Source organism: Shewanella sp. SP2S2-6, from assembly GCF_031931965.1.
Classification (GTDB): Bacteria; Pseudomonadota; Gammaproteobacteria; order Enterobacterales; family Shewanellaceae; genus Shewanella; species Shewanella baltica.
In genome coordinates this window covers 206460-219909 of the sequence record NZ_JAUOEQ010000001.1, presented here as the reverse complement: position 1 = coordinate 219909, position 13450 = coordinate 206460, and the positions used below count along the sequence as shown (strand labels likewise).

8 protein-coding genes are annotated in these 13450 nt (G+C 44.2%); 3 read left to right on the top strand and 5 right to left on the bottom strand.

Going from position 1 to position 13450, the window contains the following annotated elements; translation table 11 throughout:
• The first annotated feature begins 46 nt into the window (after window positions 1–46).
• A complete protein-coding gene (locus Q4Q57_RS00895; protein WP_107946932.1) occupies window positions 47–1021 on the top strand; it encodes an AraC family transcriptional regulator in 975 nt (324 codons plus the stop codon).
• Between the two features lie 9 nt (window positions 1022–1030).
• Here the strand turns inward: Q4Q57_RS00895 and Q4Q57_RS00890 are convergent, their stop codons facing one another.
• Together Q4Q57_RS00890 and Q4Q57_RS00885 are read right to left on the bottom strand one after the other, a co-directional pair.
• Window positions 1031–2560: a tryptophan halogenase family protein gene (locus tag Q4Q57_RS00890; protein ID WP_311889291.1), complete on the bottom strand. Its 1530-nt coding sequence runs from the start codon at window positions 2558–2560 to the stop codon at window positions 1031–1033.
• A gap of 67 nt (window positions 2561–2627) precedes the next feature.
• Entirely contained in the window at window positions 2628–5264 is a 2637-nt protein-coding gene (locus Q4Q57_RS00885; RefSeq protein WP_311889290.1) for a TonB-dependent receptor, read from the bottom strand.
• A gap of 343 nt (window positions 5265–5607) precedes the next feature.
• Here Q4Q57_RS00885 and Q4Q57_RS00880 point away from each other — a divergent pair, with 343 nt between their 5' ends.
• Window positions 5608–6735 (top strand): polysaccharide deacetylase family protein, encoded by a 1128-nt coding sequence (locus Q4Q57_RS00880; protein ID WP_311889289.1) that lies wholly within the window; start codon window positions 5608–5610, stop codon window positions 6733–6735.
• Between the two features lie 83 nt (window positions 6736–6818).
• Here Q4Q57_RS00880 and Q4Q57_RS00875 read toward each other — a convergent pair whose 3' ends face one another.
• From Q4Q57_RS00875 to Q4Q57_RS00865, 3 genes are read right to left on the bottom strand one after another with little or no spacing between them, the layout of a single operon-like run.
• Entirely contained in the window at window positions 6819–8096 is a 1278-nt protein-coding gene (locus tag Q4Q57_RS00875; RefSeq protein WP_311889288.1) for a sigma-54 dependent transcriptional regulator, read from the bottom strand.
• A complete protein-coding gene (locus Q4Q57_RS00870; RefSeq protein ID WP_311889286.1) occupies window positions 8086–10458 on the bottom strand; it encodes an ATP-binding protein in 2373 nt (790 codons plus the stop codon). Before Q4Q57_RS00870 ends, Q4Q57_RS00875 begins: the two co-directional genes overlap by 11 nt.
• The gene (locus Q4Q57_RS00865) at window positions 10455–11783 is read right to left on the bottom strand and encodes an ABC transporter substrate-binding protein (RefSeq protein WP_311889284.1); all 1329 of its coding nucleotides are present in this window, start codon (window positions 11781–11783) and stop codon (window positions 10455–10457) included. Before Q4Q57_RS00865 ends, Q4Q57_RS00870 begins: the two co-directional genes overlap by 4 nt.
• A gap of 319 nt (window positions 11784–12102) precedes the next feature.
• Here Q4Q57_RS00865 and Q4Q57_RS00860 point away from each other — a divergent pair, with 319 nt between their 5' ends.
• On the top strand, window positions 12103–13446 hold the full coding sequence (locus Q4Q57_RS00860; protein WP_300484018.1) for an MFS transporter: 1344 nt from the start codon (window positions 12103–12105) through the stop codon (window positions 13444–13446).
• Window positions 13447–13450: the final 4 nt, after the last annotated feature.

Genomic DNA, 13450 nt, shown 5'->3' with positions numbered 1-13450 from the left:
GCTGATTGAAGCTAAGGTAAAGGAATGAGTAACTGGAGTTTAATGGATGAAACCTCTGTGTGAAAAAGTGATCCCCGATGAAAACAGCTCTTGGCGTTACTTTCGCTATGAATGGGACCACATGGATCTCAACTGGCATTATCACCCCGAGTACGAAATCTGCTTAACCCTCAACAGTTATGGCATGCGTTATGTGGGCGACCATATTGCCCGCTATGGCGATTATGATTTAGTGATCATCGGCCCTGACATGCCCCACGGCTGGCAATCCGAGGCTAACCTTGATATTTCACCTGACGAGGCTTCAAAGAACGATTGTTTGAAAGGCGGCGCTTCAACTGCGGTCGGTTTGAAAGAGCCCAGTTTGAAGGGATCCGCTTCGAAAAATCGAGTGAAGGAAGTCGTGTATGTGGCACAGATTCCCGCAGCCTGGCTACACCAAATTGTGAATGAGCAGCGCGAGTTAGCATCCTTGCATTCGCTTTTGACCCATGCCAAACGGGGCGTGTTGTTTAGTGAGGAAACGGCGCGCAAGGCGCATAGCGTGTTTATCGCGATGGAGACGGCCAATCCCTTTAAACGCTATATTTTGTTATTGGAATTATTAGCGTTATTACAACAGGATAGTCAGCAAGAACTCTTGTCCAGTACCTTGTTCACCCACGGCAGTAAGCTCGACTTTACCGTGAAAAAGCTCGATAAAGTGATTGAGCATATTTATGACAATTACACTCAGGCCTTGTCGGCACAGGACTTGGCAAAGTTGGCGCACATGAGCACCAATCATTTCCATCGCTTCTTTAAAAAACGCACCGAGAAAACCTTAACTGAGTTTATCAACCAACTCAGGATCGCTAAGGCGTGCAAGTTATTACTCTCGAACCAGAGCCCGATTTCAACCATCAGCGATCAGTGTGGTTTCAATAATTTATCTAATTTCAATCGACGCTTTATTCAATTTAAAGGCGTCACGCCGAGTCGCTTTCGTCAGCGCTTCAGCAGTAAACAAAGGGCGATTTAACCCTTACTTTCACGAATGCTTAGGCTGAAAATACTGCTCCACTAAGGTTTGGCAATAGCTTATCGCCTGCGCCGTAATGTCCGCTGAAATCGGCTCAAATGGGCGCTTCAGTTTTGGGTCACGGTAATCCATTCCCGCTAATAGCGCATACCAAGAAGGGCGAAAGTAGGCTAGCTGCTGATCGTATTGGTAAAGCAGTAAATCAAAGTCTTCCCCTTGATACCAAGCTTTTAATAGTTGCGTCAGCCTTTGGGAAATGGCGACTTTTCTCGCCGCCATCCAATAGGGTTCGCTGCGCTGACTGGTGACATAATGGGCCTGAATGTAATCCTTTATGCCGAGCACTAACTGCATCACCGCCTGATTCAGTGTTTGTCGACTTAAGGTTTCTGCCTGCTTATTTAACTGATAACGCTCGAATAATGACATAAATCTTTCAAGGGTGAACTGAGTCATCATGATGGACGTGGCTTCGAGTGGCTCGATAAAACTTTGCGCAAGCCCAATCGCCAGTACATTGTTGTGCCAAGCCTTGTCACTAACGCCGACCCGCATTTTAAGAAACCGCACTTGGGTCGACTCGGGTAAATTTACACTGTGCAATAATTCCTTAGCCGCGGCATTGGCACTGAGGTGGCGACTGCTATAAACATAGCCATTACCAAGCCTGTGGGTGAGGGGGATTTGCCATAGCCAGCCCGCACTGAGCGCCGTGGCGCGGGTATGGTATTTTGCCTGCTGCGTTTGAGTGGAGTCCAATAATGCAGGTACAGGTACAGGTACAGGTACAGGTACAGGTACAGTGACGGCGCTGTCGTTGAGTAACTCCTCGGCGAAGGATTGAAAGGGCACGCCTAGGGCTTTATGAATTAACTTAGCGCTAAAGCCGCTGGCATCGATGAAAAAGTCGGCGCTTAGTCGTTCGCCATTTGCTAGGTTCAGCGTCTCAATCTGCTGGTGTTGGGTGGTTGAAACCTCGACCACATCAGCAATGATCTGCCGTACGCCGCGTTGGCAGGCATAATCTTTTAAGTAATTGGCCAGCTCAGTGGCATCGAAGTGATAGCCGTATTCGTTGATGTAGGGCATTGCTTTATTCGGCCTTGGGCTGAGATTGTGCTTGGCCAACACACCGCTTGAGAAAAACGCATCGGGTTTAACGGCATTGCCATGCCCTCGGCGCCTCGCATTGGCGTTGATAAAAAAGACTTCGGCGGGTTTTACATCCATTTGAAAATAGAAAGGGTGGAAATATTGCTGCCCGTCACCATTCCAATTGATAAAGTCGATGCCGGTTTTATAGCTGGCGTGGCATCGTTCCATCCAATCTTTTTCGCTAATGCCTAAGTTGTCCATAAAGCGTTTTAAGTGTGGCGTCGAGCCTTCGCCAACGCCGATAGTGCCTATGTTGTCCGATTCCACTAAACAGAGTTCAATGGCGGCAAATACGGGGTTATTCGCGAGGGCGGCCGCTGCCATCCAGCCTGCGGTGCCGCCACCTAAGATAATGATTTTTCTGATTGCTTGCTTCACTTTCATGGCTTATCCCCACTGCATTATCAACGCAAAAAGCCGACCCTAAGGTCGGCTATGGTGTGACTCAAGTTTAAAATTTGTAGCTGGCACCGACGAAATAACGTGAACCAAATTCGATGGTATTTTGGGTCAATCCGTATTTAACATCATAGGATTGCACCACTTCATTGGTTAAGTTAACCCCTTCGAGTGAAACATCTAAGTTCTCCATCGCATGCCAAATAATCGAGGCATCGACTTGTTGATAGCTGTCGTTTAACACGTTTTGAATGTTACCCACGCCTAAGTATTCTGAACGCCAGTTATAGGCGATACGGGCGCTGAATAGATCATCTTCGTAGAAGAGTGAGCCGTTGAAGGAGTTTTCTGACACGCCTTCAATCATTTGTTCAGTGCCATCGGGGCGAGTGCTTTTACTGTCAACATAGGTGTAGTTGGTCAAGAAGCCAAAACCGCTTTCAAAGTTATGTTGCAGCTGGATTTCAAGCCCAGTCACTGAGCCGCTACCGCCGTTGGCAGGGGCTGTGACGCGGCATTTATCCCACTCGGATTCTGATGCGCCGCAACCTTCGATATATTGCGTCGACTCAGTGACAAACACTACGTTATCAATATCTTTGTAGAACAAAGCCGCCGACAGCATAGAAGATTCAGTGAAGTACCATTCGATGCCAAGGTCGGCTTGATTCGCCTTATAGGGTTTCAAATTTGGATTGCCGCCGGTTGCAGTACCAAAGTTTTTCGCTATGGCTAAACCTGGTTTGAGATCGCTATAGTTGTTACGTGCCATCACGGAAGAGGCCGAAGCACGTAGGATTAAATCTTCTTGCAGATCAAAGGCGACGTTGATACTCGGTAGCCAATTATCGTAATTGACGGATTCATTGTAGGGCTTGCCATCGGCAAAACCGGTTGAGGTTTGGTCAGTGTTAACGTAACGCACGCCAAAGTTACCACGGTAGAATTCGCCGCTGAAATCCGCTTTGGCGTACAGGGCAAACATATCCTCTTCGACAGTGAAGGTGTTACCGAGATCGGCGACTTCCACTAACTCGCCATTGGCGTATTTCTCGCTGATAAAGGCCCACCATTTGTCTTCATCTAACTTGGCATAGGAGTCGAGCACATTGCCGCCGCTCTGGGAATGTAGCCCAGACAGCACGCCATCGCTCCAGTTGGCTAGGTTGCCATTAGGCACGAAACCTAGGATTTCTGCGGGGTTACGGTTGAAGGCATTACGCTCGAAATCACTGGTGTTGTACTTAATCCCGACCGCAATTTTGTTAATAAAATCATGGTCGAGTTGATATTCGAAATCGGACTGTGCGTAGGTCACTTTATGATCTTGCACTGTGGTTTCGTAGTTCGCCTCTTGGGCGTGCTTGAATTGGCTGGCATCGTTGGCATCTAAACTCGTCAGCACCACTTGGTAGGGACCCGTGGCATCGTAACTAAAGCCGCCATCGACACTGCCTTGACCATTAGGGAAGGCGGGGTCGCCAATTTTACCGCCTTGATCCGTCGCTGGGATCCACCAAGAAGATGAACCGCCTTGGGTGCCGCCATCTGAGGTCGATTGGCCGATGACGCCGCTCACCGTAAAACTGTCCCCGACGTATTTTCCGGTCAAGTTGAGTACGTCAGATTTCATATTGACCGCATGGCGCACCACAGGGTTATAAATAATCGACGCATACGCCGGCAAAATCGTTGCCGACGCTGTGCCGCCTTGGGCGTTATTCACTACGTTGGTGGAGCCTGAACCGCGTGCGCCAACGGTTAAGAAGTTATGGTTTACGTGGGGGATATCGAGTTCAAAATTAAAGTAATCTAAGGTGAACTCGGTATTGTCAGTCGGTGCAAATTGCAGTGTGACTTGGGCGCTGGTCCGTTCACGTTCGGCTCTAAAGGCCTGCGAGCCTATGCCCCAAGCGCCAACGGTAGATTCTTGATTTTGCGCGGGATCGGCGGCGAAGTATTCATAATAACCACTGAGAGATTCCAGTACTTGGCGGCCGCTGGTAATTTTTTCTACTGAATAGGCGCCTAAAATGCCGAACTTTTCATCGTCATTTTTCCAGCTTCCGAGGAAAGAGCCACTCGGGTCCGTTTCATCGTACAGACTGCTTTGGCTCAGCTCGCCAGCGACTTGATAGGTGTGGGCATCGAGATCTAAGGGCTTGCGGGTTTTGAGATCGACAGTACCGCCCAGCGCACCTTCTTCAAGTCTGGCGGTCGGGGTTTTGTGCACTTCAACGGCGTTCACTTGCTCAGCCGACAACAATTCCATATTGAAGGTACGAGTGGCAGGACCCAAGTCATACCAAGAAGTGCTAGCAACGGTTTGACCGTTAAGCAAAATACGACTCTGCTCTGGCGCTGTACCGCGAATAGTAACGCCGCTTACTTCACCGTATTGTCTATCGACCGTCACCCCAGAAATTCGCTGCAGCGCATCACCGATGTTTTTATCGGGAAACTTACCTATGTCTTCCGAGGTGATGGCATCGACCGTGGAGTCGGCGAAGCGTTTGGTATTCAATGAGGCTTCAATCGAGCGACGTATGCCGCGTACTTGGATTACCTCCATATTTTCTGCCGTTGCCTCTTGTTGCTCCGCCGCGACTGCGGTTGAGCTCATCCCGAATAAGGCATTAGCGATACACAATGCGAGCAAAGAGCTCTTAAATAATTGACCTTCTGACATGTTATAGCGTCCCTGTAGTGCTTTAGTGTTGTTTTTTTCTTCAGTTAACTTACCTGTTATCGAATTGTTGATGCGGTACTTTTCACACTAGGATTGGTATTTTTCTATTGTGTTTAACGCGAGGGCGGCGGTGATTTCAACTTGAGTGGTGATGGGAGATTTATCAACTTAGCGTAGAAAAGTATGGCTTGTTGCTAGGATGGTATAACTAACGCTGGCTAGATTACTCACTATAGATAAGCCGAGCGAATGAGTGCGAGACTGTGTGCGAGTTTGGACATAGTGGGCGTTAACTCATTGCTTTTTAACCATTAGCCTCAAACATTATCTATAGGATGAGATCATGAAACTGAAATCGATAGCCGCCGCAGTTGGACTCTGTTTAGCGAGCGTAAGTCTTGCCCACGCCAGCGATAAAACCATTTACCTCACCTTTGATGATGGTCCAATTGACGCGACTTTAGGGGTATTGGATGCGCTAAAGGATGCCAATATCAAGGCGACCTTCTTTATCAATGCATTTCATATGTATGGCGAAGGGGATGAAAACGAAGCGTTAGCGGCTGTCGCCCTGCAACGTTTATTAGACGATGGTCATATTCTGGCAAACCACAGTTACGATCATATGCTGCATAACTGCACCGATGGCGTTCAATCGGGGGCGGTTTATTGCAATCAAGTGGGTCTATGGCCGGTGAAATCCTATCAAGATGCGGCCACCGACTTTACCTACTTTGTGACGAACACCGCCAAAGTGGTTGAGCTTATCCCTAATGCCGCCAGTTATCCTAACAACAAGATGACTAAGTTGGCGCGTTTGCCCTATACCAATGGCTGGCGCGTGACCAGTAAACTTAAAGGCGACGGCTTGTGTGCAACCTCTGATACTGTGCCGCCTTGGGACCCTGCTTTTGCTTGTACCGCCGAAACCTCTACCAACAGTTCGCAAGTTGCGGTGCAAATTCAAAATATGCTCGCCGAGAGTGATTATAAAATATTTGGTTGGGACTTTGATTGGGGGCCAGAGGATTGGGGCGTGGCTTTTCCAGCCGAATCTATGGCCGATGGGGTTGAGCTGGTGGATAAAATCAATCAAGTGATCAACACCTGTGCGGGCACCACAATGAACCCTCTCAACAGTCGCACGCAGAACTTAGACTGCAGCGATGGTTTGCACGACGGTAAAGTGGTGATCTTGACCCATGACTTCTTATTTGAGAATGCCCATCGTGGTCAAGGTGCGACCATCAACTTGCCTAAAATTAAACGCTTCGTGGAAGAGGCACTGCGCCAAGGATACCGTTTCGACACGCTAGATAACTATGCCCCCGCTTGGCAGGATCAGCATGATTATCAGCAGCCTGATTTTGTCTCCTATCAAGATAAAATTTATTCCTTAGTGCAAGCGCATTTCTCCCAAAGTAATTGGCAACCGAGCCAAACCCCAGCCTTGTGGAAAAACGAGAAGTAGTACGAGTTATAAACACGAAACCCATGGCCGCAGTGACACTTTTAATGTCACTGTGGCTAGCTGTTATACAATTCTGACAGTGGTTAAGACTTAGGTTTAAATTTATCCTTTTCAAGATTGAGTTTTTTCATCCTCAGGTACAGTTTTTTCCGAGGAATGCCTAAGTAATTTGCGGCATCTGTGACTCTTCCTGAACAAAGATGAAGAATATTTTCAATGACTTGTTTTTCATATGCGTCAACGAGCTCATCCAACGGCGCGTCAGGGGCTTGTACTAGTTTCAGGGCTTCTTCGCCGGGTAGTTTTATGATGCCAACAGCATAGAGTTCGGCAAGATTTCGTAACTCTCGGATGTTTCCCGGCCAGTGGTAGCGCTTAAGAATATCAATATAATTCAAGTCAATTTTGGGAATAGGAATATCGAAACGCTTACAGCTTTGGCTTACGAAATTTCGGAATAAAGGAATAATATCACTCTTGCGTTCAGCGAGTTTTGGCAATTGGATACGTGCCTGTGAGAAGTAGTAATATAACTCAGGTAATAGGGCCCCTGTTTTGACTTCATCATCTGGATTGGTATCGAAAATACAAATCGTACGGTGGCTTTTTGTATTTAGTCTTTCCTGATCCAGTAAGCGAGTACATAGCCAGCGTTGATGATCATGGTCTAGCTGAGTTAGTGAACGCAGTACTAAGGTACCATTTTGGGCTTTAGCTATACTGGTTTCTAATTCGGGAAATGTGGGATGTTCTTTGCAATCATGGATGATTAAGCTGTTGTTTTTATATTGACTTAAGCTGTGCAGTACAGATGCGACTAAGTGACGACCTGTGCCCATTTGCCCTTCAATCATCACATCCTTATCTATTTTAGCTATTTGGCTCAGTTGTTGGCGTATTAGATTGATCTGCTCACTGGTGCCGAATAAATGTTCCTTAAAAGTGCTAGAGATAGCTTCTCTCTGTTCTATGAGCCCATGACGGATTTGTTGAGCTCGTTTGAGCAGTTGTAAGAATTGGGCTGAGTCGAGAGGTTTTTCAAGGAAATCGAAAGCACCGCGTTTGACTGCCTCGACCGCGAGTGGAATATCACCGTGGCCAGTGATCATGATGACAGGAATTTCAGGATCAACTTTTTTGACTTCATCGAGTAAATCCATGCCATTCATTGCGGGCATATAAATATCTGAGACGACAACGCCATTCCAGTTTTCATTGAGTAACGCTAAGGCTTTAGCTGGCGAGTTGGTGGCCTTAGCGCTGTACCCTGATAGGTGTAATAAATGGCGATATGCTGTGAGTACATCCTCATCATCATCGACAAGTAGCACATTAAACTGCATCGAATTTTCAATCTGCATTGTGAAACTCCAAAATAATCATAGCGCCGCCACTTAGGTGTGATGCTACATAAATCTCAGCTTTAAAACGTTCGAGTATTGAGCGACAAATACTCAACCCTAAGCCCAGACCTACAGCCTTAGTCGTGTTAAACGGGTTGAATATAAGAGGCAAAATACTCGGGTCAAATCCTGGGCCATTATCGTAAATTGCCAGTGTTAATTTGGCGCTCGTTTGCTTTAATACTGATATATAGATCTGCTTATCTAATTGACTTGCGGTGGCGTCCATAGCGTTAATTAGGATATTCAGCAGTACTTGTTCTACCTGAACCGCGTCTGCCATTATCATGTAGTCTTTATCTAACTCATTATGAATAATGATGTTTTCATTTTTAACTCGGGTTTCCACTAATACCAATGCGTTACTAACGAGTTGACGGATATCTAGGCTGACAGCTTCGATATTACTGGGGGATTTTCGAGCGAAATTTCTAATGGCAGAGATGATTTTAGCCATACGTAAATTCATCTTTTCGGTTTTACCTATCATGTCATTGAGTAAGTCGAACTGATTTGAGGCTAAGGCCAAACGGCAACTGTACAGATAGGTACTGACAGCTGAAAGCGGTTGATTTAACTCGTGAGCTAGACTTGTCATTGTCTGACCTACAGCAGCCATTTTTGCAGCTTGTATAAGATCCGCTTGTGCTTGACGTAAATGCCTTTCTGCGATGCCACGTTGTTCTATTTCTGCCATTAGTTCTTGATTTTTAATGGTTAGATTTAAAGTCCTGTCTGCGACTAAGGACTCAAGTTCGCGGGCATTGAGCTCTTGTTTGGTGATGTCAGTAATAGTAACCATGTATTTTGCTTGTCGTGCGTGTTCGAATGCCTGCAGGTGAAAATGCAAGTATTGGGGTGTGTTATTCTTGAGTAAATTGAGGATGCATTCACTTTGTCCCGTTCGTTGCAACTCACTATCAATCGCGAATTGTTGCGATAACACCTGCTGGCTCGTGGCGGGGAATGCTTGCCAAAGGGTTAGTCGTGGGGCGAGCGTGGTTAAACTCAGTAATTGTAATGCCTGAGGGTTTGCCGATTCAATTTCCCCGTTGGGATAACAGGTAATCAAGCTGGCTTGGGCATTATTGATAAGTGTTAAAGCATTACTCTTAACCATTGCCTGCATATCGACACAGAATTGTCGCAAGCAGTCACCCATATGGCCAATTTCGTCTTTTCCTTGTGTCGCTATCGGCCAGTCTAAATGGCCATTAGCGACATTTTCTAAATCAATTTCTAGGGTGTTAAGGCGTTTTAATACTCGTTGTCGGATGAGGATTGCGAGCACTAAAATACTGATTAAAATAGAAACTACGGATATCAGAAAAATAATCAACTTTCCATTTATTATCATGGATTTAGTATTGATGTTTAATGAGTTGAATGCTTGGCTGGATTGTTCCAAGGTATCAATGTTTTTATGGTGAAATTGGGTTAAGACTTGAGTTAATGGGGCTGCTAGTTGTGATAACGCCAGTTGAGCTTCAGTATCCAGTTTTAAGAGTCGAATTAATTCACCATTAGAACTGATAAGAGTGATTAGATTCTTCATTATTTGCCTATGGCTAATCGTGGAAGGAAAACTTTTTAGTTTTTCTGCTAACGCTTCAATTTCGATTGTTTTTTGATCAAGATAATAGAAGGCACTCGTTAATTCTCGCGTGTATCTTTGATCAATAATTTCATTGACTAAGGTAAAAAGTTCCGTTTCTTTAGCGGATAATTCCTGTAAAATAAAAAATTCACTCATTAAGGCATTTGGCGAGGTATTTCCTACCGGATGTGACAGTAAGCGAGTCACGTGCCACTCGACCTCTTGCATTAAGGGCGTCATCTCATCATTAAGATCTTGATGTAACCAAGTAATTCGTTTTTGTAAGTTATTAAGTTCTTGGCTATAAGTAATTTTTTGTTTTAATAGCGCATCTTGTTGCTCGATCAAATTTGAAAAATGATCGAGGGCAATCCGTTGTTCTGAAAGTGACTCGTTATCCGGGGTGCTGTTAATATAGTTTTTTTCAATAGTTGTAATTTCATTTTTTATATCAGCCTCAAATTCTTGATAATCAAGTTCATCTTTAATTTTATAGCTGTTAGATATAATGCTCTGCAAATTCCCACTGGACCTTTCTAATATATATGCGCCATTAAGTGGTGGCAGACTATGCTCGACAATATTATTTATCTTATTGCTGAGTTCATCCCAAATAAAAGCCGTAGTAATTCCTATAGATAGATTAAGAAATGTCATGCTCGCAAAAGCGAGCATTAATTTACTTCCTAATGTTGTCGGTATTTTGAAATGATATTTTTTCATGATTTTTTGGACACTAAGCTGTTCATCAAGCTAATGGCTTGATCTAATTGAGATTCACTCTTTTGGCGCCATTGGTACAAAATTTGTTCTATTTCTGTGGTGTGCTTATGTTCAGTTGAAAGCAGCATGAATTGATTCTGCAATGCTAATGATAAAGACTCGGCTTCACTAATAGGGACTGAACTTGCTAATAGTCGTGCTTGGCTGATCAGTTGTTGTTCATCAGCGGAAATGGTGACCGATTTTTCTGCTTGATGGATAAGTTTCCATGCTAGTTGTAGTTTAGATAATTGATAGGTAATCACCTGATCGAATAATGAATTGATAATATCGGCTCTGTTAAACAGTACTTCTTCATTAATGACGGGTTGTGTGCTTTTAGCAAGGCTAGCATCTGTCAGTGAGTGTTTGGCGACAGCACTAGAACTAATAAGCTTTTGGCCATTGGTAGAGAGAAAATATTGGATAAGCTTTTCAACATTCGCTTTACTTCTGCCACGGGAAGTAACGGAAATATAAGTCGGAAGTATAACGGTATTGGGTAGATAATTAAAATTGGTAAAGTCAAATTTATATTTAGCGTCAATTGCATAGCTATCTATTACAACGCCAGCGCCAACAAGCCCCCTAGATATCGATTCACTCACTCCAAAACTTCTTGCTGAAACTGAGGCCAAATTTCCACCTATTTCCCTTAGTAATGCCCAGCCTTGAATCCAGCCTTTTTGTTGTAGCACTCCTTCGACCATCATATGAGTGGTGCCAGAATTGTTTGGCGTACTCATCATAATGTGCCCAGAAAATTGTGCTGCAGCGAGATCTTTCCAAGTATGGGGTATGGGTAAGTTGTTTTTTTCTAGGTAGCGCTGATTATACATAATCGTTATCCCAGAATAGCCTAATGCTATGGTTTTATTGCTTTTAGTAAGGTCATGTATTTTTAACCAAGGCGGCATGTCATAGCGTTCTGATGGGGCGACAATAAGCCCCGCATTATCCAAATCGCGAAAGAAGGTAGGAGTAGAAGAAATAATCATATCTACTGGATGTATGGATGATTGTTTTACCCACTTTAACGCGGGTCCAGTTCTGCGATATACCACTTGAATGGGGATGTCTGGATTTAACTGTTTAAATTCTTCAAACAAGGCGCCCATAGGTTCTTCAGAAAAGGTGGTTAATACCACTAGAGGTTCTGCTGCAGAGGCGGAATTAAAGAGCGAGCTTATGCCTATGCTTATCCACAGAAGTAATAAAAATGGAGTCAAAATTTTAAATTTTATTTGCAGAACATGACTTATTGCGTCCAGTTTTATGTAACTCATGGCATTAATACCTTATTAAGTGATTCAACTCGCATATTTTTTAAAATTTTAAATTCTTGTTTGATTCTAGTTGAGTCAAATTTGACTCGATTTTTTAGGGCTGAAAATAGCTTAAGCCATCTTTATCGTTCGCGCCTTGTATTAACACATAGGAATTAGCGCTTCTAGGACGAGTTTGTGTCAAAACTAACTCATTTTCGTCAATTTGTTGCAATTCATATCGGATATTAAGGTGTCTGTGAAAATGATGTTACACGAATTCTTAATATGTGCATCGTTACTTTTTGGCTAACTAGACTTCCAACTTTTGGAGCAAGCTATGATAAAGAAATTTTTTCAAACCGGTGCTGATCTACCTATTATGAACGAGACGCCCGAAAAAATTCGTTCAATTTATAAAAAATATCAATGGCAGGTTTTTATCGGCTTAGTGTTCGGCTATGCCATGTTTTATGTAGTACGTATGGCGTTGAGTGTGGTTAAAAAACCTATGCTCGACGCTGGTGTTGTAACCATTGAAGAATTAGGTTTGATGGGCTCAGCATTCTTCTTTACTTATGCATTTGGTAAGTTCTCAAATGGATTTTTAGCGGATTATGCTAACATTGGCCGTTTTATGTCTGTTTCCTTGATGCTTTCCTCTATTGCTTGCATGGCAATGGGAATGGGGGTTGCAGGGGTATTCTTTGTAGTACTTTGGGGGATGAATGGCTGGTTCCAATCAGTGGGTTCTGCTCCTTCATGTGTTTCAATCTTCCATTGGTACTCACCTAAACAAAGGGGCAGTGTTTATTCTATATGGGGCGGCTCACGCAATATCGGTGAAGCAATTAGCTGGATTTTAACGGCTTCATTAGTAAGCTTTTTTGGCTGGCAGATAGGCTTTATTGGGGCTGGTATTGCTGCATTTGCCGCTGCAGCTTGTATGCTCATGCTACTAAAGGATCGTCCTCGTACCTATGGTTTACCAGATCCTGCAACTGCTTATGGCGAAGAGCCTGAGTCAGTTAAAGGGCATGATCCTGTCGCTATTCGTAAAGCTCAATTGTTTGTATTAAAACAACCCGTTGTTTGGATTATTGCCTTAGCGTGTGCGGCAATGTATTCATCGCGTTATGCTATGAGTTCTTGGGCCGTGCTGTATCTGCAATCGGAAAAAAACTATTCCTTGATTGATGCGGGTGTTGCTATGTCTTCATATCCGATAGCAGGATTCTTTGGGGCTATTTTATCTGGGATTATTTCTGACAAAGTATTTAATGCGAATCGTCATATTCCGACCTTCTTATACGGTTTAGCAAATATAGTTGGTATGTGCCTACTGTTCTGGGGTTCAGAGAGTCGCACTATGGATGCCTTTGGTCTGGGCCTGATCGGTTTTTCAATCGGTGGTTTAGTCGTATTCCTTGCCGGTTTAACGGCCTGTGACTTAATGCCTAAAAATGCGGTAGGCGCAGTGAAGGGTTTCATAGGTTTGTTCTCTTACCTCGCGGCATCCCTGCAAGAAATTGTTTCTTCAAAATTAATCCTAGTTACCGAAGTGGCAGGTGTTAAGCATTATGACTTTGGTAGTGCGCAATACTTCTGGTTAGGCACTTCAATACTATCCATTGTACTCGCAGCTTCTGTATGGCGTTCTAAGAAAGTCACTATGGTCGATTGATAAG

What these genes read in the sequence shown, in the direction of transcription:
- Q4Q57_RS00895 (WP_107946932.1), top strand. Translation starts at nt 47, where the DNA reads ATGAAACCTCTGTGTGAAAAAGTGATCCCCGATGAAAACAGCTCTTGG.
- Q4Q57_RS00890 (WP_311889291.1), bottom strand. Translation starts at nt 2,560, where the DNA reads ATGAAAGTGAAGCAAGCAATCAGAAAAATCATTATCTTAGGTGGCGGC.
- Q4Q57_RS00885 (WP_311889290.1), bottom strand. Translation starts at nt 5,264, where the DNA reads ATGTCAGAAGGTCAATTATTTAAGAGCTCTTTGCTCGCATTGTGTATC.
- Q4Q57_RS00880 (WP_311889289.1), top strand. Translation starts at nt 5,608, where the DNA reads ATGAAACTGAAATCGATAGCCGCCGCAGTTGGACTCTGTTTAGCGAGC.
- Q4Q57_RS00875 (WP_311889288.1), bottom strand. Translation starts at nt 8,096, where the DNA reads ATGCAGATTGAAAATTCGATGCAGTTTAATGTGCTACTTGTCGATGAT.
- Q4Q57_RS00870 (WP_311889286.1), bottom strand. Translation starts at nt 10,458, where the DNA reads ATGAAAAAATATCATTTCAAAATACCGACAACATTAGGAAGTAAATTA.
- Q4Q57_RS00865 (WP_311889284.1), bottom strand. Translation starts at nt 11,783, where the DNA reads ATGAGTTACATAAAACTGGACGCAATAAGTCATGTTCTGCAAATAAAA.
- Q4Q57_RS00860 (WP_300484018.1), top strand. Translation starts at nt 12,103, where the DNA reads ATGATAAAGAAATTTTTTCAAACCGGTGCTGATCTACCTATTATGAAC.